Source organism: Methylobacterium sp. E-065 (assembly GCF_022829605.1).
Lineage (GTDB): Bacteria > Pseudomonadota > Alphaproteobacteria > Rhizobiales > Beijerinckiaceae > Methylobacterium.
In genome coordinates, this window is sequence record NZ_JAKSYD010000081.1 from 1 (window position 1) to 26,157 (window position 26,157).

Below are 26,157 nucleotides of genomic sequence, written 5' to 3' on the forward strand. Positions count from 1 at the left end.
GACCCTGATCACCGACCGGGGCGATCTGGTGCTCGACAACAAGACCAACGCGATCCTGCCCTGGCACAAGACCGGCTACGTGTTCATCAAGCGCGAGAGCCAGGACGCGGTCGCCTGGGTGTCGCTCGGCGGCGTCACCTCCCCGGTCACGACCGCGAACCGCTGAGACGGCTCTCGACGGGACCCGACCGGTGACAACCAGGCCGGTTTTTAAACGGTGGTTCCGCGGCGGAGCAGGGTGCGTGTTAACCGGGCGCTAACCGCGTCTGCGGCACTCTGGTCAGGTCCGGAGTGTCTGATCGATGCCGCAACCCCGCGTCTTTTCGCCGGTTCCGCTCCTGATGGCCGTGCTCGTCGTCGCGATGGCCTGCCCGGCGCAGGCGACGGGCGAGACCGCGACGCGACACGCGCTGTGGCGCGACTGCCTCGCCCGCAACTTCCGGATCCAGTCCGTGCTCACCGCACGGGATCTCGCGGCGGATGCCGCCTTTCAGGCCTGCCGGGCCCCCGAAGAGGCTTATCTCGCCGCACTGACGGGTTCTCCGCTCCTCGACGACGAAGACGTCGCCCGCGCCCGGCCGCTGCTGGCTGGCCGCATCCGCGCCTGGCTGATCAGCATTCCCGGCTAAAGCGCGCTCTGCCGAAGTCGCTTTCGGTTCGGCGGAGGAGAGCGCGCCTCACCAGTGGTGCCTGCATGCCCGTCTCCAGAAGCGGGCAAGCAGCCGGGCCTGTCATCGCTCAGCCTTCAGACGGGCCTTGATCCGCCGGGTCAGACCATCGCGGACATCTCGGTAAGCCTCGAGTCTCTGCTCGCGGGAGGCTTCCTGCACCAGCGTCGGGTCCGCGGTCGGCCAGTACTCGACATCGGCCGCGAGCGTGTGGGTCAAGGCGAGCGCCCGGTGATGCGCCTCCGGCGCGAGGGTGATGATCAGGTCGAAGTTCAGACCCTCCCAATCCTCCAACTCCTCGATGGTGCGGGGGCGGTGCCGGCTCGCGTCGATCCCGATCTCGTCGAGGGCCGCGATCATGAATGGGTCGGTGGGCTCGCCGGAGCGTACCCCGGCCGACTGAACGTAAGTCGACTTGCCGAAATAGGCGCGCGCGATCGCCTCCGCGGCCGCAGAGCGCACGGCGTTGTAGTTGCACATGAACAGGACGGACTGGACCCGCCGCTTCTTCGGAGTGGTTTCTGGAGGGGGCTCCGCCATCGCCGGTCGGCGCGGAAGGCGCCCTAGCCCTTCCAGTGCAGGGCGAAGATCAGGGTGAACAGGCGGCGTGCCGTGTCGTGGTCGAGATCGACCTTGCCCTCGAGGCGGTGCTTGAGCGTCTCCGACGCCTCGTTGTGCAGGCCCCGCCGGCCCATGTCGATCGCCTCGATCTGCGAGGGTGAGGCGGTACGGATCGCGTTGTAGTAGCTCTCGCAGATCATCTCGTAGTCGCGGATCACCCGCCGGAACGGCGTCAGCGACAGGAGGTGCGTGATCACCGGCTCTCCGTCCACCGTGGTGATCGCGAAGGACAGCTTGTTCTCAACCAGCCCCAGCGTCAGCGCATAGGGCCCCTCCCGACCCGGGATGGTGAAGGCATTGTCTTCCAGGATGTCGAACAGCGCGATCGCCCGCTCGTGCTCCTGATCCGGGTTGCCGCGGGCGATGGAGGCCTCGTCGAGGCTCACCTTCGCGAGGCGGTTCGGCCCACGCTGCTTCTCCGCCATCCCCATCCCTTCACAGGTTCAACCGGATCGCGACGGAGCGGGCATGCCCCTCCAGGCCCTCCGACCGGCCGAGGCTTATCGCCGCCGGGCCGAGCGCCCGCAAGCTCTCCGGCGTGCAGGCGAGAATCGTGGTCCGCTTCATGAAATCCAGCACCCCGAGCCCCGACGAGAATCGGGCCGAGCGCGCGGTGGGCAGGACGTGGTTCGGACCGCCGACGTAATCGCCGATCGCCTCCGGCGTGTGCGAGCCAAGGAAGATCGCCCCTGCGTTGCGGATCTTGGCGGCCAGCGCTTCGGCATCCTGCGTCTCGATCTCGAGGTGCTCCGGTGCGAGCCGGTCGACGAGGGGCACCGCTTCTTCGAGATCGTGCACGCGCACGATCGCGCCGTAGTCGCGCCAGCTCGCGCGGGCGATCTCGCGGCGGGGGAGGGTTGTCAGCGCCCGCTCGACGGCCCCCTCGACGGCCCCGGCGAGTTCGGCGCTGTCGGTGATCAGGATCGCCTGGGCGGCCACGTCGTGCTCGGCCTGGGCCAGGAGGTCGGCGGCGATCCAGTCCGGGTTGGCGTGGCCGTCGGCCAGGATCAGCACCTCGGAGGGACCGGCGATCATGTCGATGCCGACCTGACCGAACACCCGGCGCTTGGCCGCCGCCACCCAGGCATTGCCGGGGCCGACGATCTTGGCGACCGGCGCGATGGCGGCGGTGCCGTAGGCGAGGGCGGCCACCGCCTGAGCGCCGCCGACCCGGTAGACTTCGTGGACGCCGGCGAGCTGCGCGGCGGCGAGCACCAGCGGGTTCATCTGACCGTCCGGGGTCGGCACCACCATGACGACGCGCGGTACGCCGGCGACCCGGGCCGGGAGCGCGTTCATCAGCACCGAAGAGGGATAGCTCGCCGTCCCCCCCGGGACGTAGAGGCCGACCGATTCCAGCGCCGTCCAGCGCCAGCCGGCGGTGACGCCGAGCGCGTCGGTGGCGCGGTGATCGGTCGGCCTCTGGGCGGCGTGGAAGCTCTCGATCCGCTCGGCGGCGAGGCGCAGGGCGTCCAGGGATTCAGACGGGCAGGCCTCGACCGCCGCGGCGATTTCCGCCTCGGTCACCCGGAGGTGAGCGGCCGCGAAGTCCGGGCCGAGCCGGTCAAAGCGCCGCGTATAATCCACAAGGGCGTCATCGCCCCGGGCGACGACGTCACCGATGATGCCGCGCACGGCCTCGTCCACGTCCTCGGCGATCTCGCGCTTGACCGTGAGGAGCCGCGCGAAATCGGCGGCAAAATGCGGATCGCTGCTATCGAGCCGGACCATCAGACTTCTCCGTCTCCTGTCAGGCCGCTGTGCCGGGGGCCACGTCCGGCCGGTCGACATCGTGGCCGGGTCGTGTGGCTGCCTCCCAGACCGGGCCGAGATCCTTCATCCGGACCTCGATGCACTCGACCTCCAGCCGCACCGCCGCCCCCCCGGAGAAGACGAGATCGATCAGGCCCGAGGGCGTGTCGGTCGGCGTGAAGGTCAAGGCGAGCAGGCTCATGGGCATCGCGTCGTCCTGGCTGAGACCCCGCGTCTTCACGGCTAGGACGCGCTCGATGTGCAGCCCGGCCAGCCGCCGCCGGGGCGGCACGTCGGGCGTCCAGTCGAAGCGCCGCGCGACCATCAGGAACCGCTGCTCGCCGGCGAGGTAGGTCAGATCCTCCGGCCGCAGGATCGCGTCCTGAAGATGCGCGGAGATCACGGTCAGGTCCTCGGCGTCGAGGGCGGCGAGCCTGAGCAGCTCCATGACAGGGTCCTCGGGAACACGGGATGCGCGGGTGGGAGAGCAGCGGGGGCGCAGAGCGGGAATGCGCGGCAGGGCGTAGGTAGCGGCACCACCCCGCCGGGGCAACGGCCGCAGCCATGATCACGATCCCACCGCGACGTCACCGCGGCACAGGTTCGCGCCAGCACCGGCGCGCAGGATCCCGACCGGCGAGTCGAGGCAGGATGGGATGGACAAGCGGATCACGCATGCGGCCTTGGCCGCCCTGGTACTGGCTCTGCCGCTCGCCGGCCCGGCAAGCGCGCAGGTCGGGCCGGATGCGAACGTCTACATGTATGGGGAGTCCGGGCCGGGCCGCTACGAGTACGCGCCCAGGCCGCGCCACCGGCCCCCGCCGCCGCCGGCGGACGATGACTGGAACATGCCCCCTCCGCCGCCGCCCCCTCCGCCGCCCTACGGCGCCTATGATCGACCCCGGTATCGGGACCCCGACGCGCGCCGCCGGTGGGACGACAGCAGCTGCATCACATCCCGCGGGACCTGCCCGGCGCCGGCCAGGCCGCCCGGCGCGTCCTGCGGCTGCGAGATCCCGGGCTTCGGCTACAAGCGTGGGCAGATCGGCGACTGAAGGGATCCGGCCGGCCGGGCGCTCGCTCAGGCCGCGTCGTCTTCCAGGCGGTAAGGGGCTGCGAGCAACGCGATCGGCAGGTTCCAGGCCGCGCTGATCGCCCGGATCTGGCCCAGGCTCAGCGCCCGCTTCCGGTTCAGGATCTCGGATGCACGCGCCCGCGAGCCGAGCAGGTGGGCCAGCTCGCTCTGCGAGCGGCCCATATCGGTGATGGCGAAATGCAGAATCTCGACCGGATCGGCCGCGGCGATCGGGAAATTCTGGTCTTCGTAGGCGGCGATCAGAGTTAGAAGAACCTCGAATCGGTCGCCGTCGGGTGTCCCGACGGCGGGCTCCTGCGTGAAGTAGCGATCGACTTCCGCGAGCGCCCAGCGGTGATCCGCAGGCGTGCGGATGGGTCTGACATTCTCAACCGGTCTTGCCTGCTGCGTCGTATCCGCGGTTTCCTGCATCATCTGACCTCCACGATGAGCGGATCGACGGAATCGTACTCGCTGTGGGTGCCGATGAACTTAATCTGGCACGCCTTGTATGTGTAAGACACTCTGACGATCAGACGGTATTTGTTGCCGCCTATATCGAAGATGACTCGATTGTCGCCGATAGATCGACTGAACTGCCGAACGCCGATTTGATGCCGGCGGGGCCGGTCCACTGCGCCTTCGTAACCTGATCGTACCACGTCCTGAGTGGCACCTCCGACCGAGGATACCGCTTCCAGAAAGCCACCAGGGCGGAGCGCGCTACGACGTTCACACCCGAAAGCTATCTTGTTCCCGCCTTGGGAACAAGACGTTGCGTAAGGCGTGTTGCGTCGTCAGCGGAGGGCAGGTCGGCTTCACGCCCGCACCCGCTCGATCTGCGCGCCGCAGCGGCCGAGCTTGGCCTCCAGGGCCTCGAAGCCGCGGTCGAGGTGGTAGACCCGGTTGATCTGGGTCTCGCCCTCGGCGGCGAGCCCGGCGATCACCAGGGACACCGAGGCGCGCAGATCGGTGGCCATCACGGGCGCGCCCTTCAGCCGCTCGACGCCCTCCACGATGGCGAGGTCGCCGTCCAGCCGGATCTTCGCGCCGAGGCGGGCCAGCTCCTGCACGTGCATGAACCGGTTCTCGAAGATCGTCTCGCGGATATGCGACTGGCCCTTGGCGAGCGTCATCAGCGCCATGAACTGCGCCTGCAGATCGGTGGGGAAGCCCGGGAACGGATCGGTGGTGACATCGACCGCCGCGATGCCGGCGCCGTTGCGGCGGACCCGGATGCCGCCCTCGACCGAGCTGATCTCGGCGCCCGTCGTGGACAGGACGTCGAGGGCCGCGTGCAGCAATTCGGCCCGGGTATCCTTGAGCACCACGTCGCCGCCCGCCATCGCCACCGCCATGGCGTAGGTGCCGGTCTCGATCCGGTCGGGCAGCACCGCGTGCCGGGCGCCGCCGAGCCGCGCCACGCCCTCGATCTCGATATGGGGCGTGCCGGCGCCGCGGATCTTGGCGCCCATCTTGTTCAGGCACTCGGCGAGGTCGACCACCTCGGGCTCCCGGGCGGCGTTCTCGATCACCGTCGTGCCGTAGGCCAGCGCGGCGGCCATCAGCGCCACATGGGTGCCGCCGACCGTCACCTTGGGGAAGGCGATCTCGGCGCCACGCAGGCCGTTCTTCGTGCGGGCGACCACGTAACCCGCGTCGATCTCGATCTCAGCGCCGAGCTTTTCCAGCGCCATGAGCAACAGATCGACCGGCCGGGTTCCGATGGCGCAACCGCCCGGCAGCGAGACCTTCGCCTCCCCGAACCGCGCGAGCAGGGGGGCGATCACCCAGAAGCTCGCCCGCATGGTCGAGACCAGCTCGTAGGGGGCGGTGGTGTCGATGACGTTGGACGCGGTGAGCCGGATCGTCTGCCCGGTCTCGGTCGTCTGCCCCGGGCGCTTTCCGACCACCATGTGGTCGACGCCGTGATTGCCGAGGATCCGCGTCAGCGCCGCGATGTCGGCGAGCCGCGGCACATTGATCAGCTCCAGCGTCTCGCCGGTGAGCAAGCTCGCGATCATCAGTGGCAGCGCCGCGTTCTTGGCGCCCGAGATCGGGATGATGCCGTTGAGCGGCACGCCGCCGATGATGTGGATGCGGTCCATGGTGTGTCCTCGGGCGGCGCGCCTCCTGGCGCGCGGCCGGTCGTAATCCTCGCGGGCGCCGCAGCGCCCAGACTTGGCCGTGGCCTATAGACCGGATTTGTCGGAATCAGGACCGCTCGAGTCGGCGTTATTCCCGCGGGTCTGATCCGCGTCGGCCGCCGGCTGTGCCTCGGCGCGTCCCCGGCCCTGCATCTTCCGGCGCCGTAAATTCTCCCGGAGTGCGGCCTTCAGCCGTTCGGCGCGGACGTTCTTGCCGTCCGTCACCGCGCGACCCTTCGTCGCCGGGAAGACGGGGGAGACCCGGCGCGGCGAAAAACGCCGGTGGCGAAGGACGAGAGAGGGAGGCGCAAGGAATGGGCACCCTATTGAGGCGTACGAGACCGGTGCAACGCTAGCGCGTTCGGCCCGCCCTCTCAACGGATGCAGGGCAGAGATGCCGGAACCTTACCTTGAACCAATTCCAGATCCGCGCGTATCTTGCCCCCTCACGCGAAGGACTGACCGAGGCCGGACCTTGATCGCGGGACCCCAGCGCCACATGGCGCTGCCCGCGCGGCCGAACACGCGAAGGACGCTCGATGACCGTGACCCGGATGCCCAGCCCGATGCTCGCCCCCACGGGCTCGACGCGCGCCAGGTCCGGCTACGAGCGCTACTTCCGCGGCGCCCTCGATCAACTCCACGGTGAGCGTCGCTACCGTGTCTTCGCCGATATCGAGCGCATCTCCGGCCGGTTCCCGACCGCCAAGTGGCGCCAGCCCGACGGCAAGACCGCCGAGATCACCGTGTGGTGCTCCAACGATTATCTGGGCATGGGCCAGCACAAGGAGGTGGTGGCCGCCATGACCGAGACCGCCGCCCGCTGCGGCGTCGGCGCGGGCGGCACCCGCAACATCGCGGGCAACAACTCGCCGCTGGTCGATCTGGAGCGCGAGCTGGCCGACCTGCACGGCAAGGAGGCCGGCCTCGTCTTCACTTCGGGCTACGTCTCCAACCAAGCCGGCATCTCGACCATCGCCAAGCTGATCCCGGATTGCCTGATCCTGTCCGACGCCTTCAACCACAACTCGATGATCGAGGGCGTCCGCCACTCGGGATGCGAAAAGAAGATTTTTCGGCACAACGATCTCCAGCATCTGGAGGCGCTGCTGCGCGAGGCCGGTGACCGGCCCAAGCTGATCGTGTTCGAGTCGGTCTATTCCATGGATGGCGACGTGGCGCCGATCGGCGCGATCTGCGACCTCGCCGATCGCTACGGGGCGATGACCTATCTCGACGAGGTCCACGCGGTCGGCCTTTACGGGGAGCGCGGTGCCGGCATCGCCGAGCGTGACGGAGTGATGCACCGGGTCGACGTGATCGAGGGCACGCTGGCCAAGGGTTTCGGCTGTGTCGGCGGCTACATCACGGCCTCGGCGGCGATCTGCGACGCGGTGCGCAGCTTCGCGCCGGGCTTCATCTTCACGACCGCGCTGCCCCCCGCGGTGGCAGCGGCCGCCCGGGCTTCGGTGCGCTACCTCAAGCGTTCGAGCGTCGAGCGCGAGGCGCACCAGCGCCAGGCAGCGGCCACCAAGGCGGCGCTCAGCGCGGCGGGTCTGCCGGTGCTGGAGACCGAAACCCACATCGTCCCGGTGATGGTCGGCGACGCGGAACTGTGCAAGGCGGCGGCCGACCACCTGCTGGAGCGCCACGCGATCTACATCCAGCCGATCAACTACCCGACCGTGCCGCGCGGCACCGAGCGCCTGCGGATCACGCCCTCGCCCTTCCACGATGCGGCGCACATCGCGCGCCTGGCGGCGGCGCTGACCGAGACCTGGGAGACGCTGGACCTGCCGCGGGCCGGGACGGTGTTCGTCGAGGCGGCGGAGTAGTTTTTTCCGAGATCTCGACGCAGCCGACAAAGCGCGACCGACCCCCTCTCCCGTGCGGGCTAGCGGATCTACACTTCTCGGTCTGCGCCAACGCTTTGAAAGACGAGCGCTTTTCCCTCTCCCCTGCGGGGAGGGGTCAGGGGTGGGGGTAATTCAGGAAAAGGCGCAGCGGTGCCTTCTGCACCACCCCACCTCCAACTCCTCCCCGCAAGGGGGAGGAGGGCGCATCGCGGCCCGTGAAACGGGAATATCGTAAACACCCGCGGGAGAGGGGACCCGCGCCGCGCCGGCCATCCGATGCAGTTTGTCCGCGCCGGCACCCCGCCCATCTCCCGCCCCCATCTCGTCTTTTCCGGCGCGCCCCTGTAACGACGGCACCAACCCGTCCTCGCGAAAAGTCTCGAAGAAATGATCTCCTCACCCCTCATGACCGTGATGGTCGATGCCGTGCGCAAGGCCGCCCGCGGTCTGCGCCGCGACTTCGGCGAGGTCGAGAACCTGCAGGTCTCGCGCAAGGGCCCGGGCGACTTCGTCTCGGCCGCCGACCGCAAGGCCGAGGAGGTGGTGCGCGACGCCCTGATGAAGGCGCGCCCCGGCTACAGCCTCGTGCTGGAGGAGAACGGCCTCATCGAGGGCACCGACAAGAGCCACACGTGGCATGTCGATCCCCTCGACGGCACCTCGAACTTCCTCCACGGCGTGCCGCATTTCGCGGTCTCGGTGGGTCTGGAGCGCGAGGGCCAGATCGTGGCCGGCGTGATCTTCGATCCGATCAAGGACGAGCTGTTCGTCGCCGAGCGCGGCAAGGGCGCCTATCTCAACAACCGGCGCCTGCGCGTCTCCGGCCGCCAGGACATGACCGACGCTCTGGTGGGCTACGGCACGCCCTATCTCGGTCGCGGTAGCCATCCGCGCCTGCTGCGCGAGCTCGGCGCCGTCATGGCGGTGGCCGGCGGCACCCGCCGGATGGGTTCGGCGGCCCTCGACCTGGCCTATGTCGCCTGCGGGCGCCTCGACGCCTACTGGGAGCGCGACCTCCAGACCTACGACTTTGCCGCCGGCGTGATCCTCGTGCGCGAGGCGGGCGGCTTCGTGACCTCGGCGGACGGTGCGGCCGAGCCGCTGGCACCGCGCTCGGTCGCTGCCGGCAACGAGGGCCTGCACCGGGAACTCGTCGCCCTCCTCAAGAAGGTCCAGGCGGCCTGAGTCGCAGAAAACTGGTCAGGGCGTCGGGCTTCTGCTTTAAGCCCGCGGTTCCTCACGGAAGGCCGAACGCATGGAAGCCCGCCGCCACGTCGCGCTGAAGGAGTCGATCCGCTCGATTCCCGATTATCCGAAGCCCGGCATCATCTTCCGCGACATCACCACCCTGCTGAGCGACCCGCGGGCGTTCCGGCGGGCGGTGGACGCGCTGGTCCACCCCTACGCGGGCGGGCAGATCCAGCAGGTCGCCGGCATCGAGGCGCGGGGCTTCATCCTGGGCGGCGCCATCGCGCACCAGCTGTCCTCGGGCTTCGTGCCGATCCGCAAGAAGGGCAAGCTCCCGCACAAGACCGTCTCGATCGCCTACGCGCTGGAATACGGCACCGACGAGATCGAGATTCACGTCGATGCGGTGAAGCCCGGCGACAAGGTGCTGCTGGTCGACGACCTGATCGCCACGGGCGGCACCGCGACGGCGGCCGTCAATCTGCTTCAGAAGATCGGCGCCGAGATCGTGGCGGCCTGCTTCGTGATCGACCTGCCCGAGATCGGCGGCGCGCAACGCCTGCGCGATATGGGCGTCGAGGTGCGCACCCTCATGCAATTCGAGGGTCATTGAGCCCCGCGAAACGTTGACTTCGCCGGACCCATCCGCCATAAGCCCGCCACTCGCGACGTGGCGCCCCGCCTGGGCGCCCTTCGTGTTTTTAAACAACCAGGACGCGTGAAGGTCGAGTGCAGCATCAGCTGCCCGCGAGCGCGCCTCGACCTTTGAAGGCTCTGAGCCATGAAGAGAACCTACCAGCCGAGCAAGCTCGTTCGTAAGCGCCGCCACGGTTTCCGTGCGCGCATGGCCACCGCCGGTGGCCGCAAGGTGATTGCACGCCGCCGCGCCCACGGCCGCAAGAAGCTGTCGGCCTAAAGGCCGGATAGCCCTTCGCGGCCGTGCCGTGGGGGATGGGATTGGCCGGGATCGGACCATCGATGGCGACGATCGAGCGGCTGACGAAACGACCCGACTTCCTGGCGGCGGCCGAGGGGCGCCGCTTCCACACCGAGCGGATGAGCGCGCAGGGCCGTCTCCGGCCTGCGGACGGACCGCCCGGCCTCCGGCTCGGCTTCACCATCACGAAGCGGGTCGGCCACGCGACGGAGCGCAACCGCATCCGCCGTCGCCTGCGCGCCGTCGTGGCCCTGGTCGCGGCCGATCTCCCGGGCGACCTCGCGTGCCTGCCGGCCGATATCGTGCTGATCGCCCGCCGCCCCGCGCTCGAGGCGCCCTTCAAGACCCTCGCCGAGGATCTATGGCGCGCGCTCCCCACGGTGACGCGCCCGGCCGCCCCCCGGCCGCCGGGCCAGGGCCGCGGTAAGCGATCTGGCAAATCTGGCGATCGGCCTTCCACGACCACACCTCTCCCGCTCGATGCGGGCCAGCCCGCGCCGTCCGGCCAAGCCGACATCGGCCCGTCGTATGGGCGCGGCAGAGGTCCTCGAATCACAGGCGCGCGCGGGTCCGATGCGACCGGCGCCCGCCCTGACGTCACTCCGAACGCGTGCGGCGGTGTCCCTGATGGGCAATGACAAGACGAACATGTTCGTGGCCATCGGCCTGTCGCTGCTGGTGCTGCTCGGGTGGCAGTACTTCGTGGCCGGCCCGCGCGTGGAGCAGCAGCGGCTGATCGAGGCGCAGAACAAGGCCGCGCAGCAGCAGCCCCCGGGCGTGACCCCGGACGGCGTGCCCTCGCCATCCCCGAAGGAGGGCGGCCCCGCCGCGCCGGTCCCCGGTACGCTGCCGACCGCGCAGGGTGGACCTGTCTCCCGTGAGGCGGCGCTGACCCGCTCGCCGCGCATCCGGATCGAGACCCCGGCGATCTCGGGCTCGATCGCCCTCAAGGGCGGCCGCGTCGACGACGTGTCGCTGAAGAACTACCATGAGACCATCGATCCCAAGAGCCCCGAGATCGTGCTGTTCTCGCCGGCCGGGACCGAGACGCCTTATTACGCCGAGTTCGGTTGGGTCGGCGCCAACGCCGGACCGCTGCCCACCAACGACACCCTCTGGACCAGCGACGGCAAGACGCTCTCCCCCGGCATGCCGGTGACCCTGACCTGGGACAACGGCGCCGGCCTCGTCTTCAAGCGGGTCATCGCGGTCGACGACAAGTACATGTTCACGATCCGGGACGAGGTCGAGAACAAGGGCTCGGGCGAGATCACGCTCTACCCGTACAGCCTGGTCTCCCGCTGGGGTAAGCCGCACACTCAGGGCTACTACGTCCTGCATGAGGGCATGATCGGCTATCTCGGCAACGACGGCCTGCAGGAATTCACCTACGACAAGCTCGCCAAGGAGGGCGCCTACGGTGGCGCCAACACCAAGGGCAAGGCCTGGACCGGCGTGAGCGGCGGTTTCGTCGGCATCACCGACAAGTACTGGGCGGCAGCCGCGATCCCCGATCAGGACACGCCCTATACCGGCGCCTTCACTGACCGGACCGACGGCACCACCAACGTCTATCAGGCCAGCGTGCGCGGCGACGCCGTGAACCTAGCCGCCGGCGCATCGGCGACCGCGACGCAGCGGCTGTTCGCCGGCGCCAAGGAAGTCAACGTTATCAACGGCTACGAGAAGGACCTCGGCATCAAGCACTTCGATCTGATGATCGATTGGGGCTGGTTCTTCTTCATCACCAAGCCGATGTTCCGGGCTCTGGATTTCTTCTACCACCTGTTCGGCAATTTCGGCGTCTCGATCCTGGTGGTGACCTTCTGCCTGAAGCTGCTGTTCCTGCCGATCGCGAACCGGTCCTACGTCTCCATGGCCAAGATGAAGGCCGTGCAGCCGGAGATGGCCGCCATACGCGAGCGGTACAAGGACGACCGCATGAAGCAGCAACAGGCGACGATGGAGCTGTACAAGAAGGAGAAGATCAACCCGGTTGCCGGCTGCTGGCCGGTGCTGATCCAGATCCCGGTCTTCTTCGCGCTCTACAAGGTGCTGTTCATCACCATCGAGATGCGCCACGCGCCGTTCTTCGGCTGGATCCATGATCTCGCGGCTCCGGATCCGACGAGCATCGTGAACCTGTTCGGCCTGCTGCCCTTCCCGGCGCCCGACTTCGTCCATCTGGGTGTCTGGCCGCTGATCATGGGCGTGACCATGTTCGTGCAGATGAAGATGAACCCCGCGCCGCCGGACCCGGTCCAGGCGCAGATCTTCACCTTCATGCCGATCGTGTTCACCTTCATGCTGGGCTCGTTCCCCGCCGGCCTCGTGATCTACTGGGCCTGGAACAACACCCTGTCGGTGACGCAGCAATACATCATCATGCGCCGCAACGGCGTGAAGGTGGAGCTGTGGGACAACCTGCGATCGACGTTCCGGCGCGGTGGCACCAAGACAGCCGCCACCAAGAGCTGACGGGCCAGGGCTGACCGGCAACAGCTGACGGACGACACATCGTGACCGAACCAAACGACGACGCGGCCGACCTTACCGAGGCCGGTCGCCTGCTCTTTGCCGGCGCCGCCGACTTCTACGCGGCTGCCCAGGTCCTCGACCGCATCCCGCCCATGGAGGGCGTCGAGATCGCCTTCGCGGGGCGTTCGAATGTCGGCAAATCGAGCCTGATCAACGCGCTGACCGGGCGCAACACCCTGGCGCGGACCTCGCACACGCCGGGGCGGACGCAGCAGCTCAACTTCTTCCGGATCGGCGAGCGCCTGTCGCTGGTAGACATGCCCGGTTACGGCTACGCGGCGGTCGAGAAGGCCAAGGTCGAGGCCTGGACCCGGCTGATCCATGCCTATCTGAAAGGTCGGGCCAACCTTGCCCGTGTGTTCATGCTGATCGACGCCCGACACGGCTTCAAGTCGATCGACACCGACGTGCTCGACGGGCTCGACAAGGCCGCGGTGAGCTATCAGGTCGTGCTGACCAAAGGGGATTCCCTCAAGAAGGGCGAAGTCGCCGCCCGCATCGCCGGGATCGAGGCGGGGCTTGCCAAGCGCCCGGCCGCCTATCCGCAGGTGATCCTGACGTCGAGTCGCGATGATGCCGGCGTGCCGGAGCTGCGGGCGGCGATCGCCAAGCTCTTGGTGGAGCGCGGCGTGTGAGGGCTTCGGGGATCGACCGCGCGCTCGTTGCGCTCGCCTGCCTCGCCGGTCTGCTCGGGGTCGCGCTCAGCGCTGCCGCCGCGCACATCCCCGGGGCCGATTCTTTGAAGACGGCAGCGCAGTTCCTGCTGTTCCACGCCCCCGCGATCCTGGCGCTGATCGGGCTCGGTGCCGCCGGGCTGACGCGGCCGGGTCTTGCCAGAGTCGCGGCGGGGCTGCTGGTCCTCGGCCTGATCCTGTTCTGCGGCGACCTCGCGGTGCGCACGTGGCTCCTGTATCCGCTCTTCCCGATGGCTGCCCCCACCGGCGGTTTCGCGTTGATGGGGGGTTGGCTCGTGGGGTTGCTGTGCGCGCTGGTGCCGGTGCGGACCTGAGCTGACGGGTCCTCTGTCCAGTCGTGTGATCGGCTCCGACGTATCGTGTCGCGTCGGTTTGCCCGGCCCTTTTCCCGGACGCTTGGAGCACATTCGACCCGGGATTCGAGCAGACGCCGTCGCGAAGCGTCGATCCGGATCACCCGTGCCGCTGATGCGGCGCTTCGCATGATGGATCTCGTCCCGGGTTTCGCTGTCGCTCCTCCTGTCCGAGAAACGGCGCTCGTCGGGCTGATCTCATGGGGCCGCCACCGGCCCGACAGTCAGGCGAAGACCGCCTCGGCCTCGTTCCGAGCCGATAAGGCTTAATCAAGCCGCTCTCACCTGCAGAAAATCCACCGCGGATCCCTGCATCTCGGAAAAGACCCCGGCCGTCAGTGCGCCGCCATAGACAGCGCCGGTGTCGAGGTTCGTCCGGAACCGGCGCCGTTCCGGGCGGCCGTTGCGCTGGGGCGTGTGTCCGTGCACCACGTGCCGTTCGAAGTCGTGGTCGCTCTCCAGGAACGGCTCGCGGATCCAGAGGCGGTTGTGCTCGTCCGGATCCGGGATCTCGGCCCCCGGCCGGAAGCCGGCATGGACGTACCAGCGTGCCGCGTCGGCGTGTAGCGTCGGCAGCCCCTCGATCCAGTCGAGGGTGTCGCGCGGCAGGTCGGCGACCTCGTGCGCGCCGAACGCGTCGAGCGTCGCGTCCCCGCCGTTATACAGCCATCGCTCGGCGGCCTGTGGCGTGTGGAGCGCGTCGAGCAGCATGCGCTCGTGATTGCCCATCAGGCAGGTGACGCGTTCCGGCTCGGCCCAGCAGAGGCGGCTGAGGGTGCGCAGCACCTCCGCGCTGTCAGGGCCCCGGTCGATGTAGTCCCCCAGGAAGACGAGCTTATGAGCGCGGTCGCCGGCATGGTCGGCGATCCGCTCCAGCAAAGCGTCGAGCAGGGCTGTGCAGCCGTGGATGTCGCCGATGGCGTAGGTGAGAGGTCCGGAATCCATGGCGTCATCGTCCACCCGGGCGGTCCGGGCCGCAAGTCCGGATCGGAACCCCTGGATGTCCCGGTGGGGATCAAGCTATTCCGCGCGCCGACGAACCGGAACGGCGCGGCCGACGCTCTGGCGAGGCTGGCCGGTGCCGATCAGGTGGGACCGCCTCAGCCGTTCGAGGGCCGGGCGTAGCGCCCATCGTAGCGGCCGGACCGGATCAGCGCGAGGACTTCCGCCTCCCGGGCCGCCTGCGCGCGCACCGCCTCGCGCAGGCTCGGGACGATCCCGGGCGGAAAGGTGACGACCCCGTCGGCATCGCCCACCACCACGTCGCCCGGGTTCACCGTCCAGCCGCCGATGCTGACCGGCAGGTTGGTCGCGCCGGGTCCCGTCTTGAATGGCCCGCGCGGCGTCGCGGCGCGGGCGTAGCAGGGGAAATCGGCACCGGCGAAGGCCTCGGTGTCCCGCACCGCCCCATCGACGACGAAGCCCGCGATGCCGCGGCTCTCGGCGATCGCCTTCATGATGTCGCCCACAAGCGCCCGGCTCGTGTCCCCGCTGCCATCGACCACGATCACATCCCCGCGACGGGCTGCCTCGAGGGCCTGATGGATGGCGAGGTTGTCGCCCGCCCGAACCTGTACGGTGAAGGCCGTGCCGATCAGCTGACCGCGGCGATGGAACGGGCGCAGACCCGACAGGACCGGCATGCGGTCGAGACAGTCGCTGATCGTCGCCGTGGCGACCCCGCGCAGGGCGGTGAGCAGGCCGGGATCGACGGCATGCGGGAGCGGGTGGTGCGTCACGGCTGTCATCGGCTCGGATCTCCTTCCCGTGTCCCGGCCGCCGGGACCCTTGAGGGACCGGTGACTCGCCGGGCGATCCTGCCTGAAGGGAAGCGCGGTGTCGCCGGCCGTCAGCGATCGCCCGCCGGCGCCGCGCTGCTCGTGGCGAGCTTGCGCCGTGAATCCGCCTGGCCACTGTTCGCGTCGAAATATTTCGCCGCGTCGCCGAGCTGGACGGCGGGCTGGCAGTTCGGCGTGCAGGATAGGGATTCCCGGTCGAGCCCGCGCTGCACCGTGATGGTCGAGTCGCGCGATGCCTCCACGCGGATCATCGTCTCGGCGATCATCGCGCCGGCATTGTCCAGGGCGATCAGGTTGGTCGAGCCGAAGCTCTTGCCGGTGAGCACCAGCACGCCGTTCTTCTGCGGCGTGACTTCCGCGATGATCGGATTTCCAACGATGACCGTCGTGGTCTTCTCCGGCAGGCGGATCACCTTGGCGTTATCCACCAGCACGGTCACCACCGGCAGCGGCTCAGGCTGGCCGGCCGCTGCCGCGCCGCCCATGATCAGGAGGAGGAGGCCGGCTCGGCCCGCATGCGACAGGGTGCGGTGCATCGAAGAGGCTCGCGAGGAAGCGGTCGGTGGACGGTCCTCCGCCCGGCACCTGTGGATACGCGACACGGGTGAAGGAAGCGCTAAGCACGTCCAAGCTCCCAGTTCGACGTGCGATGCCGGGATCCGCGGCCGATCCCCGAAACCGAACCTTCACCACGCTCGCGTCTGCTGAAGATATCGGTGCGACCAAAATCGAGTTTAACCGATTTTCAAGGCGGAATCGGCAGTTTGTGCGAGCCGCCGATCGAGACCTGAAAATTCTTCGTCGGTCATCGCGTAAGTTTTGGTCGCACAGAATTGATCGAAGGATCGTCCCTCATGAAGAGCCTGTTCAACCGTTTCGCCTCTGACGAGTCCGGCGCCACCGCCATCGAGTACGGCATGATCGCGGCCCTGGTGGCGGTTGCCATCATCACCGCTCTGCGGACGCTCGGCACCAACCTGACCGCCAAGTTCACCCAGATCTCCGGCAACCTGCAGTAAGAAGTCGAACCTTACGGCCACGATCTGCGGCAGGTCCGAGCCGCCCCCGTCGCGCGTGAGCCGGCGGGGGCTCTCTCGACCGGCCGCCGCGGCCGTCACGGGTGCATAGACGGGTTCCGAGGGTCGGATGGTTCCGGCCCCGCGCCATTTCCGGCAATCAGCATCGTAGGTTGGCTCCGAGATGATCGGTGCAGGCGTTGCAAGTTCTCCGATAGCGAGTCTGGGGCTGGCGGGCTTCGGCCTGCTCGTGCTGTTCCCATTCCTGATGGCCTACGCCGCAGCGAACGACCTTCTGACCATGCTGATCCCGAACCGGATCTCGCTCGCCTTGGTGGCGGGCTTTGCGGTGCTCGCGGTGACGGGCCCGATGAGCTGGACCGAGATCGGCTTTCACCTGGGCGCAGGGGCCGTGATCCTCGTGGCCACCTTCACGCTGTTCGCCTTCGGCATCATCGGCGGCGGCGACGCCAAGCTCGCGGCCGCAACGGCCCTGTGGCTCGGCTTCGACGGGCTGGGCGATTATCTTCTCGTCGCATCGCTCCTCGGCGGCGCCCTGACGCTCGGCATTCTGTTCGCGCGCGCACATCCGCTGCCCATGCGCATCGCGCGCATGCCGTTCGCCCTGCATCTGCACGATGCGAAGACCGGCATTCCCTACGGTATCGCGCTTGCTGCCGCCGCGCTCCTGGTCCTCCCCGAGACCGAGGTCTGGAGCCGGGCGCTCGCCGGGTGAGGCGCCGCGCTCCGGACATCCGTGGAGGCGCGTTCGGGGCCGATATCAGATTCTGGGATCCGGGATCTGGAGCGCCGGTTCGACCCCCGTTAGAAGTCGGGCATGCCCCTCGCGCTGCTGCGTCGCCCTGATCCAGATCATCTCGAGGTCCAGCACGAGGGCGCGCGCTTCCGCATCGCGCTCCGGCGGCGCCCGACCGCGCGCCGCATCACCCTCCGGGTCTCAGCCGCCACCGGCGAAGTGGTGATCACGCTTCCGAACCGGACCGCGGTGAACACCGCGCAGCGTTTTGCCGTAAGTCATGCCGGTTGGATCGCCGCGCGGCTCGCCCGTCTGCCCGAGCGCGTCATCTTCGAACCGGGCGCGAGCCTACCGCTGCGGGGCGAGCCGCATCGCGTCAGTCTGCGGGGTGCCCGCGGCGGCGTGCGCATCGAGAATGACGCCGGTGAGCCGGAAATTGCGGTCGGCTGCGAGCCCGCCCACGTGGCGCGCCGGATACGGGACTTCCTGACCCGGGAAGCTCGGCTGGACCTCGCGGAGGCGGTCGAGCGCTATGCGCCGCGCCTCGGGCAGCGGCCGGTCCGCATGACCCTGCGCGATACCCGCAGCCGCTGGGGATCCTGCACGGCGCGCGGCGAGCTGAACTTCTCGTGGCGCCTGATCCTGGCCCCGCCGATGGTGCTCGACTACCTCGTCGCCCACGAGATGGCGCATCTGCGGGAGATGAACCATTCACCCCGGTTCTGGACGCTCCTGCGCGAGCTCTGCCCGAACGTGGACGCCGCGGAGGCATGGCTGAAGCGCAACGGCACCAGCCTGCATCGCTACGGCTGAGCCAGCGCGAATTCAGCCCTTGGAGCGCAGCACGCGTTCGCGGGCGACGGCGTCGGCCGGCCAAGTCGGCCGCGGATCGACCTCGCCGGGATTGAGGGTGCGCGGGGCGACGCTGTCGCAGATTTCGCGCTGGCGGATGATCACCGGATTGCCGAAGGCGTCGCGCCGGCGGATCAGGCCGCCGTCCCGGCAGTAGCCCGCGATCGCCGCCTGCCCCTCGCGCCGACCGTACGGATTCACCGCGACCGGCGGATGCTCGATCACCAGTGTGTCGGAGCGATTGAGCGAACGCTCGACATAGGTGGTCTCGCCGACCGGCAGGCTCTGGGCCCCGACCTGCGTGAGGGCGGCCATCAGGCAGGCGGCCGAAAGGGCGAGCGGACGCATCACGGCAACAGGATCCGGCGCTTGAGGACTGACTGGGACTTATCTAGGCCTTGCATTCCCGCTCGGATAGCGCTGCCGCGCAACACAAGGGCTGGATCGCTTGACAGCGCGGGGCCGACCATGGTCCGAACACGCCCGATTGTACGGCTCCCGCCCGTCCGCGGCCGGAGCGTTCCGAAGGGATCGGTGGTGCTGCTTCACCCGAAGCTCGTTCGATTTCGGCGCGCGGTCCGGCGCGCCGCGCTGCCGGTCTTCCTCGCTCCCGTCGCGGCGGCGCTCACCCCCGCAGGGCCCGCGATGGCGCAGGGCATGGTGCGCAAGACCTTCGAGGATTGGCAATTGCGCTGCGAGACGCCCGCGGGCGCCAAGGCCGAGCAATGCGCGCTGGTCCAGTATCTCGCCGCCGAGGACCGGCCGAACCTGACCCTGGTGGTCATCGTGCTGAAGACGGCGGACAACCGCGGCTACCTGCTGCGGGTCGTGGCGCCGCTGGGCGTGCTCCTGCCCTCGGGCCTCGGCCTGAAGATCGACCAGACCGATATCGGCCGGGCCGGGTTCGTCCGTTGTCTCACCACCGGCTGCGTCGCCGAGGTGGTGATGGATGACGGTCTGATCCGCCAGTTCAAGAGCGGCACGCAGGCGACCTTCATCGTGTTCCAGACGCCCGAGGAGGGTGTCGGCATCCCGCTGTCGATGAAGGGGTTCGCGGCCGGGTTCGACAGCTTGAAATGACGGGGCCGTTCGGGAGCCGTGCGATGATCGGAAGTCGGAACGTATCCGGGGGCGTATGCCGGGGCGCCGCGGCGGGTCTGGTTTTCGTCGCCGCGCTCGCCGCCGCGCCGGCCCGGGCCGAGGACGGCAACGTCTTCTCCAACCTGTTCAAGTTCGGCGGCACCACGGTCCCGCCCTCGCAGGCCGAAAGCCTCGATCCGCCCTACTGTCCCCCTGTCGAGGTCGCCGAGAATGCCGCCGCCTCGCGGACCATGGCGGGTGCGAATGTGCGCACGCAATTCTCCTTGGGCCGCCTCGCCCGCGAGTGCACGCGGCTCCAGGACGGTTCGATCACCGTGAAGATCGGCGTGGAGGTGAACGTCCTGCTCGGTCCGGCCGGGGCGCCGGGCCGGTTCGACGTGCCGGTCACGTTCCAGATCCGCCACGACGGCAAGGTGATCTCGAGCCGCGTCGAGCGCGCCGGCGTGGCCGTCGGAGCCGGCGAGGCGCAGGGCTTCGCGACCATCGTGGCCGAGCCGCTGGCCGTTCCGGCCGCGATGTCGGCGGATTACGATATCGCGGTCGGGGTCGGCGCGTTGGGTAAGGGCGGGATCGCCAAGGGGGCGGGCGGCAAGACCGCCGCCAAGCCGCGCCGACGGAAGCCGGCGGTGGCCGAGGCGCCCCCGGGCGGAGGCGACGACGCTGCCCAGTGACGCCGCGGCGCGCCGCGTCGAACCGGGTACATCGCTCAGCCTGCGCGACCGTCTCCGGTTCGGCCGCGCGACCCGCTTCCGCCTGGAGCCGGCGGACGATTCTGCCTTCGACCGCCGCCTCGTTCTTCCCGACCATCCGAGCGGCTGGATCGTGCTGAGCTACCGGGACGGCGCCGTGGTGGCACCGCGCCGGCCGATCCTGCGCGTCCTGCGCGGCTCCGACGATGCGCCCCAGGATTTCGTGCTGCCGGGGGCATCCCTCGGCGTCGCGCACTGGCTCGGCCTGATCCCGTCGGATGTCCGGGAGATCCGCCTCTGTGCCGGTCCCGAATTCGCGCTCGAGCGTGTTGGTATCCGGAGCGAGGGCGGCGTGTTGGCGCAATGTCTCCTGCGGCGCCCCTGGCGCTTCGTGGGGGCGCTCTACCAGCGGGCCCGCGGCTCGGAGCGACGGTATCGCGACACGCTGCGCGGCACCTGCGCGGTGACGCCACTCGCAGGGTTCGATGCCTGGGCCGCCACCCGAACCCGGCCGGTTTCCACGTCGCCCACGAACCTGCGGATCCGCTGCCTCGTTCTCGCGCGTTCCGGCGAGACAGCGGCCCTGGCCGCCACGCTGGACGCCCTTCAGGCGCAGACCCATCGCGCGGAGGCGATCTGCGTGACCTGGGAGGGCGCGCTGCCCGACACGCCGGACGCGCGGGCCATCCATCGGCGCTGGGACGAACGCGCCGGTCCGGAGGATCTCGTCGCCGGGTCCGAGGCCCTGTGCCTGCTGCGGCCGGGTGACATCCCGAAGCCCGACGCCCTGGCGCTCCTGGCGGACGCCCTTCAGGGCGCCGACCTCGCCTATGGCGACACCATCGGGCCGGACGGCAGGCCGCGCCTGAAGCCGGATTGGAGCCCGGATCTCGCCTTGGAGACGGGCTATCCCGGCCGTCCGCTGCTCGCGGTGCATGCGTTCCTGGCGGCGTTTCTGCCGGCCCCCCTGGGTTCGATGGCGCAGATGGAACTCGCCCTGGAGGTCGCCGCCGTCTCGGCGCGGGCGCGGGTGGTTCATGTCGCGCGTCCGCTCGCGCGCAATACGGCCGACCCCCTCGACCCGCCCGCCCGGGCACGGGCGCTCGACGCACATCAGAAGGTTCCGGCCGCCGCGCTCCGCGACGGCGCCGTCCAGCTTCTCTGGCCGCTGCCGGATCCCGCGCCGCTGGTCAGCATCGTGATCCCGTCGCGCGACCGGCTCGACCTGATCACGCGCGTCTGCCGCAGCGTCCTGCACGAGACGACCTACGCCCCGATCGAGCTGATCATCATCGACAACGGCTCGACCGACCCCGCGGTGCTGGCCCATTACGAGACCCTGCGCCGGGATCCGCGCGTGCACATCCGGATCGACCCGCAACCGTTCAACTTCGCCGCGATGGTCAATGCCGGCGTCGGCCTGGCGTCGGGCGCCGTGGTCGTGCTGCTGAACAACGACGTGGCCGTGCTGGCGCCCGGTTGGCTGGACGCGATGGTCCGGCAGGCCTGCCGGCCCGAGGTCGGCGCCGTGGGCGCCAAGCTCCTCTACGGTGACGGCTCCCTGCAGCATGCCGGCGTCGTGGTCGGGCTCGGCGGGCGGGCGGGCCACATCCTGCGCCGGCGTCCCGGCGGCACGCCCGGCCATCTCGGGCGTCTGCGCGTGGCCCACGAGGTTTCCGCGGTGACGGCTGCCTGCCTGGCGGTATCGCGGGAGAAGTATCTCGCGGTGGGCGGCTTCGACGCCGCAACCTTCCCGGTCGACTTCAACGACGTCGATTTCTGCCTGCGGCTCGGGGCTGCCGGCTGGAAGAGTGTCTGGACCCCGGATGCGACCCTGGCGCATCTCGAATCCGTGAGCCGCGGCCCCTCGATCGGCGCCGAGCGCGCCCGGTTCGAGCGGGAAGCGGCGCTTTTCTCCGAGCGCTGGCGCGACGTGATCCGCCACGATCCGTTCTACCATCCGGCCCTGTCGCTCACGACCTTCGGCGAGGATCTGGAATGACGCGCCGCCGATCCCGGCGGGGGCTCGCCGACGCGGCGCGCAGGATTCTGGGCCATCCCCAGGAGGCCGGCGCCATCCTCTGGGCGCGACTGACGGGCAAGCGCCTGCGCGCCCGGCAGAGGCTGGCGGCGCTGGTGGGCGTCGATCATCGGCTCACTGTGCCGGCGCGGATCCTCGATGGCTTCCCGCCGGCTCGGGCCGGATTGGGCGACGACCTCCGCCTGATCGGCGGCGTGCTCGTGGCCGGCGCCCCGGCGCGGATCGCCGCCGTTTTCGCCGCCGAGCCCGATCTTCAGGCGCTCTACGGCGACGCGCTCGCGCAGGACCGTGCGGGCGGCCCGGCCTGGCCGCTCCTGCCGCCGGTCTTCGATGCCGACCGTCTCGCGGCCTTCGATTATCTCGGGCCGGTCCTGGCCTATCGGCGGACCGCCCTCGATCCGGATATCCATCCGCTGAGCCCGGCCGATGCCGCATTCCGCATCGCCGAGCGGCACGGCCCCCGGGCCATCGGCCACCTGCCGGAGATTTTATCGATCCGGCGTGAGGACGGCGATCCCCTCGCCCCGCGTTCGGGGAGAGGGGGATCTGGGCTCCATACAGTAGGGGAGGGGGGGCTCATCCATCACCGCGTGGTGGAGGCGCGTCTCGATCGGACCGGCCGGGCCGGGGCGCGCGTCGTCCCGGCGGACGGGCTCCTGCGCGTGGAGCATCCGCTCCCCGATCCGCCACCGCTCGCCAGCTTGATCGTCCCGACCCGCGACCGCCTCGACCTGCTCCGCCCCTGCCTGGACAGCCTGCGGGGCTGCACCGATTGGCCGTCCATCGAGATCCTGGTCTGCGATAACGACAGCCGCGAACCGGAGACCCTGGCTTATCTGGTGGATCTGGAGCGACAGGGGAGGGGGCATGTCGTGCCCTGTCCGGGGCCGTTCAACTTCGCCGCGATGAACAACGCCGCGGCCGCCCGCGCCCGGGGCCGGCTGCTGGTCTTCATCAACAACGACGTCGAGGCGTTCCAGCCCGACTGGCTGACCCTCATGGCCCGCGAGGCCCTGCGCCCGGATGTCGGTGCCGTGGGCGCCAAGCTCCTCGACGGCGAAGGCCGGATCCAGCACGGCGGCATCGTGCTCGGCACCGGCGGGCTGGTCACCCACGGGCACCGCCACTTCCCGGGCAATGCGCCGGGCTATCGCGCGGCGCTCCAAGTCACGCACGCGGTCTCAGCCGTGACGGCGGCCTGCCTGGTGGTCGAGGCGGACAAATTCCGGGCTGTCGGCGGTTTCGACGACGCGGTGTTCGCGGTCGACTTCAACGACGTGGATCTGTGCCTGCGCCTCAACGCGGCCGGTTACCGGACGCTGCTGGTCCCGGGGGCGGTCCTGCATCACCGCGAGGCGGCGAGCCGCCGCTGGACCCCGGAGGCGCTCGCCCGGCACGCGCGCGAGATTGCCGCGCTCAAAACACGATGGGGGCCGCTGCTGGCGCAGGACCCCCATTATCACCCGGGCTTCGACCCGGACCTCTCGACCCATGCGCGGCTGCGCCGGGATTTCCCGCCGGCGGGCACGGCGACTATCCGCCGGCCCGCCTGAACGAGCTTACTGGACGAGCCGCGGCCCGCCGCTCTGCACCTTCTCGTTCTCCGACATGATGCCGAGCCGCTTGGCGACTTCGGTATAGGCCTCGATCAGGCCGCCCAGATCCTTGCGGAACCGGTCCTTGTCGAGCTTGTCGGAGGACTTGATGTCCCACAGCCGGCACGAATCCGGGGAGATCTCGTCGGCGACGACGATGCGCATCATGTCGCCTTCCCAGAGCCGGCCGGTCTCGATCTTGAAGTCGACGAGCCGGATGCCGACCCCGAGGAACAGGCCCGACAGGAAGTCGTTGACGCGGATCGCCAGCGCCATGATGTCGTCGATCTCCTGGGGCGTCGCCCAGCCGAAGGCCGTGATGTGCTCCTCGGAGACCATCGGATCGTTCAGCGCGTCGTTCTTGTAGTAGAACTCGATGATCGAGCGCGGCAGCTGGGTGCCTTCCTCCAAGCCCAGCCGCGTCGCCAGCGAGCCGGCCGCGACGTTGCGCACCACCACCTCAAGGGGGATGATCTCGACTTCGCGGATCAGCTGCTCGCGCATGTTGAGCCGACGGATGAAGTGCGTCGGCACGCCGATATCGTTGAGGTGCTGGAAGACGAACTCGGAAATCCGGTTGTTCAGCACGCCCTTGCCGTCGATGACCTCGTGCTTCTTCGCGTTGAAGGCCGTCGCGTCATCCTTGAAGTGCTGGATGAGCGTCCCGGGCTCGGGCCCCTCGTAGAGGACCTTCGCCTTGCCCTCGTAGATGCGACGGCGGCGGTTCATAGGCGTGTACCGTGGTTTGAGGAAGTCCATGGGCCGAGGCTCCTAGTGCGCGACGATGGAGAGGATCCGCGGCGCGGCGACCGGACGCGAGGTCGGGCAGCCGGACGGCCTCTGCCCGAGAGCCCCGGCAACCGGCTGGCAAACTAGCCGAACCGGGCTTCCAGCACAACGCGTTAGCCCGCAGAGGGGGATTGCGGAGGGCGCCCCGCACGTGTCCCGCACGTGTCGTGAATGTCGTCACGCCGTCGTCTTGGACGGGTATCGGCAGAGATCCGCGATGCGGCAGTGGAGGCATTCGGGCTTGCGCGCCTTGCAGGTGTAGCGGCCGTGCAAGATCAGCCAGTGATGGGCGTGGAGACGATAGGGCTCCGGCACGATCGCCTCGAGCCCGGCCTGCACCTTGTCGGTGGTCGCCCCGATGAAGAGCGGGATCCGGTTCGAGACCCGAAAGATATGGGTGTCGACGGCGATCCGCGGAACCCCGAAGGCGATGTTCAGCACGACGCTCGCGGTCTTGGCGCCGACCCCGGGCAGCACCTGAAGCGCCTCCAGGCTTGCCGGCACCGCGCCGCCATGCTGGTCGACCAGGATGCGCGAGAGTGCGACGACGTTCTTGGCCTTGGTGTTGAACAGCCCGATCGTCCGAACGAAGCCGCGGACTCGGTCTTCCCCGAGGGCCAGCATTTTCTCGGGCGTATCGGCCACGGCGAAGAGCGGGCCGGTGGCGAGGTTGACGCCGCGATCCGTCGCCTGCGCCGAAAGCACCACGGCCACGAGCAGCGTGAACGGGTTGACATAGTGCAGCTCACCTTTCGGCTCCGGCTCGGCCTCGTGGAACCGGCGGAAGATCTCGGTGAGGATGTCCGGGGCGACGGCTTCGGGGGCGGTGTCCACCTGTGCGGTGACCGCCGGCCCGATGGGGCCTGCGAGGCGGCCGGAAGCTGCGGCTCCGCCGCGCCTCGCAGGCCCGCGACCGGCGCGATCCGTCACGGGAGTCGGTGGCTTTCTGGCGGGCATCGCTGCGTTATATGGATCGCATGGCGAGCGGCAATCCTTCCGTCCATCCGTATGGCCTCGATCCCGATTCGATCGACCGGCCCGTCTTCGCGGCGACCATCCGGCCGCATCAATCCCTGAGCCGTCTCGGGTTCCGGGTGGTGATGACGGGCTGCTGTGCCGTCTCGCTCACGGTCTCGGTCTGGGCGTGGCGGATGGGGTTCTGGCCGGTCGCCGGCTTCTTCGGCCTCGACATGCTGGCGATCTACGCCGCGCTGAAGGTGAGCGTCCGGCGTGGCGGCTCCTTCGAGGAGGTGATGATCACGCAGATCGAGATCCTCCTCGCCCGGGTCAGCCACCGGGGGGAGCGGCGCGAGTGGCGGTTCAACCCGCTCTGGACCAAGCTCGAGACGGTGGAGGATGACGAGTACGGGCTGCAGCGCCTGACCCTGGTCTCGCGCCGGCAGCACGCGCTCGTCGCGCGGGATGCCGGCCCGGACGAACGGGCGCGGGTCGCGCAAGGCCTGACCGCGGCCCTGGCGCAGGTGAAGAAGGGCTACTGACGGGCAGCGGCGGGGCCGGGCCGAAAAAATCTGACGCCGCCCGGAACGAAGCGGTTGACGTGTCCGTGCTGTCTCCGTATACCCCGGTTCATCGGCGCCGGCCGCGGAAGTGGCCCGGGCGCTGAAGCATCTTCTGACAAGTGGCGGGTTTGGCCGGCTGAGTAGCCGGGCGGCCTTCTGTTTGCCTCT

The 26,157-nt window shown here is 69.3% G+C and carries 31 protein-coding genes and 1 pseudogene; 19 read left to right on the forward strand and 13 right to left on the reverse strand.

The annotated features are described in order from the left end of the window. Positions 1-166 (forward strand): transglutaminase-like cysteine peptidase (locus tag MKK84_RS08420; RefSeq protein WP_243918766.1); only part of this gene is annotated, 166 nt, incomplete at its 5' end. A gap of 136 nt (positions 167-302) precedes the next feature. Further along, positions 303-629, forward strand: coding sequence for a hypothetical protein (locus MKK84_RS08425; RefSeq protein WP_243918687.1), 327 nt, complete (start codon positions 303-305; stop codon positions 627-629). Between the two features lie 102 nt (positions 630-731). Here MKK84_RS08425 and MKK84_RS08430 read toward each other — a convergent pair whose 3' ends face one another. From MKK84_RS08430 to MKK84_RS08445, 4 genes are read right to left on the reverse strand one after another with little or no spacing between them, the layout of a single operon-like run. Next, entirely contained in the window at positions 732-1,208 is a 477-nt protein-coding gene (locus MKK84_RS08430; RefSeq protein WP_243918689.1) for a low molecular weight phosphatase family protein, read from the reverse strand. Positions 1,209-1,231: 23 nt separating this feature from the next. After that, complete coding sequence (locus MKK84_RS08435) at positions 1,232-1,714, reverse strand: UPF0262 family protein (protein ID WP_243918691.1); 483 nt, start codon at positions 1,712-1,714, stop codon at positions 1,232-1,234. 10 nt (positions 1,715-1,724) lie between these two features. Continuing rightward, positions 1,725-3,020 (reverse strand): histidinol dehydrogenase, encoded by a 1,296-nt coding sequence (gene hisD, locus MKK84_RS08440; RefSeq protein ID WP_243918692.1) that lies wholly within the window; start codon positions 3,018-3,020, stop codon positions 1,725-1,727. A gap of 19 nt (positions 3,021-3,039) precedes the next feature. Beyond that, complete coding sequence (locus tag MKK84_RS08445) at positions 3,040-3,489, reverse strand: DUF2948 family protein (RefSeq protein WP_243918694.1); 450 nt, start codon at positions 3,487-3,489, stop codon at positions 3,040-3,042. Between the two features lie 208 nt (positions 3,490-3,697). Between MKK84_RS08445 and MKK84_RS08450 the strand changes: the two genes are divergently transcribed. Beyond that, the gene (locus tag MKK84_RS08450; protein WP_243918696.1) at positions 3,698-4,096 is read left to right on the forward strand and encodes a hypothetical protein; all 399 of its coding nucleotides are present in this window, start codon (positions 3,698-3,700) and stop codon (positions 4,094-4,096) included. Between the two features lie 26 nt (positions 4,097-4,122). Here MKK84_RS08450 and MKK84_RS08455 read toward each other — a convergent pair whose 3' ends face one another. From MKK84_RS08455 to murA, 3 genes and pseudogenes are all read right to left on the reverse strand, one after another. Beyond that, positions 4,123-4,551 (reverse strand): type II toxin-antitoxin system HigA family antitoxin, encoded by a 429-nt coding sequence (locus MKK84_RS08455; protein WP_243918698.1) that lies wholly within the window; start codon positions 4,549-4,551, stop codon positions 4,123-4,125. Beyond that, positions 4,548-4,852 (reverse strand): annotated as a pseudogene (locus MKK84_RS08460) (type II toxin-antitoxin system HigB family toxin). The gene MKK84_RS08455 and the pseudogene MKK84_RS08460 overlap by 4 nt, the downstream one beginning before the upstream one ends. 82 nt (positions 4,853-4,934) lie before the next feature. After that, positions 4,935-6,224 (reverse strand): UDP-N-acetylglucosamine 1-carboxyvinyltransferase, encoded by a 1,290-nt coding sequence (gene murA / locus MKK84_RS08465; protein WP_243918699.1) that lies wholly within the window; start codon positions 6,222-6,224, stop codon positions 4,935-4,937. Between the two features lie 578 nt (positions 6,225-6,802). On the opposite strand from murA, the gene hemA reads away from it, so the two are divergent. The 8 genes from hemA to MKK84_RS08510 all read left to right on the forward strand — a co-directional run bounded on the left by hemA (position 6,803) and on the right by MKK84_RS08510 (position 13,791). Then, complete coding sequence (hemA, locus tag MKK84_RS08475) at positions 6,803-8,098, forward strand: 5-aminolevulinate synthase (protein WP_243918703.1); 1,296 nt, start codon at positions 6,803-6,805, stop codon at positions 8,096-8,098. A 408-nt stretch (positions 8,099-8,506) separates the two neighbouring features. Further along, the gene (locus tag MKK84_RS08480; RefSeq protein WP_243918705.1) at positions 8,507-9,304 is read left to right on the forward strand and encodes an inositol monophosphatase family protein; all 798 of its coding nucleotides are present in this window, start codon (positions 8,507-8,509) and stop codon (positions 9,302-9,304) included. A 70-nt stretch (positions 9,305-9,374) separates the two neighbouring features. Further along, the gene (locus tag MKK84_RS08485) at positions 9,375-9,920 is read left to right on the forward strand and encodes an adenine phosphoribosyltransferase (protein WP_243918707.1); all 546 of its coding nucleotides are present in this window, start codon (positions 9,375-9,377) and stop codon (positions 9,918-9,920) included. Between the two features lie 168 nt (positions 9,921-10,088). After that, positions 10,089-10,223, forward strand: coding sequence for a 50S ribosomal protein L34 (gene rpmH / locus MKK84_RS08490; RefSeq protein WP_039893469.1), 135 nt, complete (start codon positions 10,089-10,091; stop codon positions 10,221-10,223). A 62-nt stretch (positions 10,224-10,285) separates the two neighbouring features. Beyond that, positions 10,286-10,882 (forward strand): ribonuclease P protein component, encoded by a 597-nt coding sequence (rnpA, locus tag MKK84_RS08495; protein WP_243918709.1) that lies wholly within the window; start codon positions 10,286-10,288, stop codon positions 10,880-10,882. After that, entirely contained in the window at positions 10,872-12,722 is a 1,851-nt protein-coding gene (gene yidC, locus MKK84_RS08500) for a membrane protein insertase YidC (RefSeq protein ID WP_243918711.1), read from the forward strand. Before rnpA ends, yidC begins: the two co-directional genes overlap by 11 nt. 41 nt (positions 12,723-12,763) lie before the next feature. Next, complete coding sequence (gene yihA / locus MKK84_RS08505; RefSeq protein WP_243918719.1) at positions 12,764-13,417, forward strand: ribosome biogenesis GTP-binding protein YihA/YsxC; 654 nt, start codon at positions 12,764-12,766, stop codon at positions 13,415-13,417. Then, on the forward strand, positions 13,414-13,791 hold the full coding sequence (locus MKK84_RS08510) for a DUF423 domain-containing protein (protein ID WP_243918721.1): 378 nt from the start codon (positions 13,414-13,416) through the stop codon (positions 13,789-13,791). Before yihA ends, MKK84_RS08510 begins: the two co-directional genes overlap by 4 nt. Positions 13,792-14,100: 309 nt before the next feature. On the opposite strand, the gene MKK84_RS08515 is transcribed toward MKK84_RS08510, so the two are convergent. The 3 genes from MKK84_RS08515 to MKK84_RS08525 form a co-directional block, all read right to left on the reverse strand. After that, positions 14,101-14,775 (reverse strand): metallophosphoesterase family protein, encoded by a 675-nt coding sequence (locus tag MKK84_RS08515; protein ID WP_243918723.1) that lies wholly within the window; start codon positions 14,773-14,775, stop codon positions 14,101-14,103. A 155-nt stretch (positions 14,776-14,930) separates the two neighbouring features. Then, positions 14,931-15,578 carry an RraA family protein gene (locus MKK84_RS08520; protein ID WP_243918730.1) on the reverse strand — a complete coding sequence of 216 codons (648 nt, stop codon included), beginning with the start codon at positions 15,576-15,578 and terminating at the stop codon, positions 14,931-14,933. Between the two features lie 101 nt (positions 15,579-15,679). After that, positions 15,680-16,165 carry a pilus assembly protein N-terminal domain-containing protein gene (locus MKK84_RS08525; protein ID WP_243918732.1) on the reverse strand — a complete coding sequence of 162 codons (486 nt, stop codon included), beginning with the start codon at positions 16,163-16,165 and terminating at the stop codon, positions 15,680-15,682. Between the two features lie 318 nt (positions 16,166-16,483). Here MKK84_RS08525 and MKK84_RS08530 point away from each other — a divergent pair, with 318 nt between their 5' ends. The 3 genes from MKK84_RS08530 to MKK84_RS08540 all read left to right on the forward strand — a co-directional run bounded on the left by MKK84_RS08530 (position 16,484) and on the right by MKK84_RS08540 (position 18,215). Continuing rightward, entirely contained in the window at positions 16,484-16,648 is a 165-nt protein-coding gene (locus MKK84_RS08530) for a Flp family type IVb pilin (protein WP_243918734.1), read from the forward strand. Between the two features lie 181 nt (positions 16,649-16,829). Further along, positions 16,830-17,381: a prepilin peptidase gene (locus tag MKK84_RS08535; RefSeq protein ID WP_243918743.1), complete on the forward strand. Its 552-nt coding sequence runs from the start codon at positions 16,830-16,832 to the stop codon at positions 17,379-17,381. Between the two features lie 102 nt (positions 17,382-17,483). Further along, positions 17,484-18,215, forward strand: coding sequence for a M48 family metallopeptidase (locus MKK84_RS08540; RefSeq protein ID WP_243918745.1), 732 nt, complete (start codon positions 17,484-17,486; stop codon positions 18,213-18,215). Positions 18,216-18,227: 12 nt separating this feature from the next. Here the strand turns inward: MKK84_RS08540 and MKK84_RS08545 are convergent, their stop codons facing one another. Then, on the reverse strand, positions 18,228-18,602 hold the full coding sequence (locus tag MKK84_RS08545; RefSeq protein ID WP_243918768.1) for a hypothetical protein: 375 nt from the start codon (positions 18,600-18,602) through the stop codon (positions 18,228-18,230). Positions 18,603-18,899: 297 nt separating this feature from the next. On the opposite strand from MKK84_RS08545, the gene MKK84_RS08550 reads away from it, so the two are divergent. From MKK84_RS08550 to MKK84_RS08565, 4 genes are all read left to right on the forward strand, one after another. Next, the gene (locus MKK84_RS08550; RefSeq protein WP_243918771.1) at positions 18,900-19,334 is read left to right on the forward strand and encodes an invasion associated locus B family protein; all 435 of its coding nucleotides are present in this window, start codon (positions 18,900-18,902) and stop codon (positions 19,332-19,334) included. Between the two features lie 23 nt (positions 19,335-19,357). After that, positions 19,358-20,026, forward strand: coding sequence for a hypothetical protein (locus tag MKK84_RS08555; protein ID WP_243918747.1), 669 nt, complete (start codon positions 19,358-19,360; stop codon positions 20,024-20,026). Positions 20,027-20,177: 151 nt separating this feature from the next. After that, positions 20,178-22,046 (forward strand): glycosyltransferase family 2 protein, encoded by a 1,869-nt coding sequence (locus tag MKK84_RS08560; RefSeq protein WP_243918749.1) that lies wholly within the window; start codon positions 20,178-20,180, stop codon positions 22,044-22,046. Next, positions 22,043-23,638 (forward strand): glycosyltransferase, encoded by a 1,596-nt coding sequence (locus MKK84_RS08565; protein WP_243918758.1) that lies wholly within the window; start codon positions 22,043-22,045, stop codon positions 23,636-23,638. Before MKK84_RS08560 ends, MKK84_RS08565 begins: the two co-directional genes overlap by 4 nt. Before the next feature lie 6 nt (positions 23,639-23,644). Here MKK84_RS08565 and purC read toward each other — a convergent pair whose 3' ends face one another. Both purC and nth read right to left on the reverse strand, forming a co-directional pair. Next, positions 23,645-24,439: a phosphoribosylaminoimidazolesuccinocarboxamide synthase gene (gene purC / locus MKK84_RS08570; RefSeq protein WP_243918760.1), complete on the reverse strand. Its 795-nt coding sequence runs from the start codon at positions 24,437-24,439 to the stop codon at positions 23,645-23,647. A gap of 207 nt (positions 24,440-24,646) precedes the next feature. Continuing rightward, positions 24,647-25,426, reverse strand: coding sequence for an endonuclease III (gene nth, locus MKK84_RS08575; protein WP_243918762.1), 780 nt, complete (start codon positions 25,424-25,426; stop codon positions 24,647-24,649). 20 nt (positions 25,427-25,446) lie between these two features. Here nth and MKK84_RS08580 point away from each other — a divergent pair, with 20 nt between their 5' ends. Continuing rightward, positions 25,447-25,968 carry a DUF2244 domain-containing protein gene (locus tag MKK84_RS08580; protein ID WP_243918764.1) on the forward strand — a complete coding sequence of 174 codons (522 nt, stop codon included), beginning with the start codon at positions 25,447-25,449 and terminating at the stop codon, positions 25,966-25,968. Positions 25,969-26,157 lie beyond the last annotated feature (189 nt).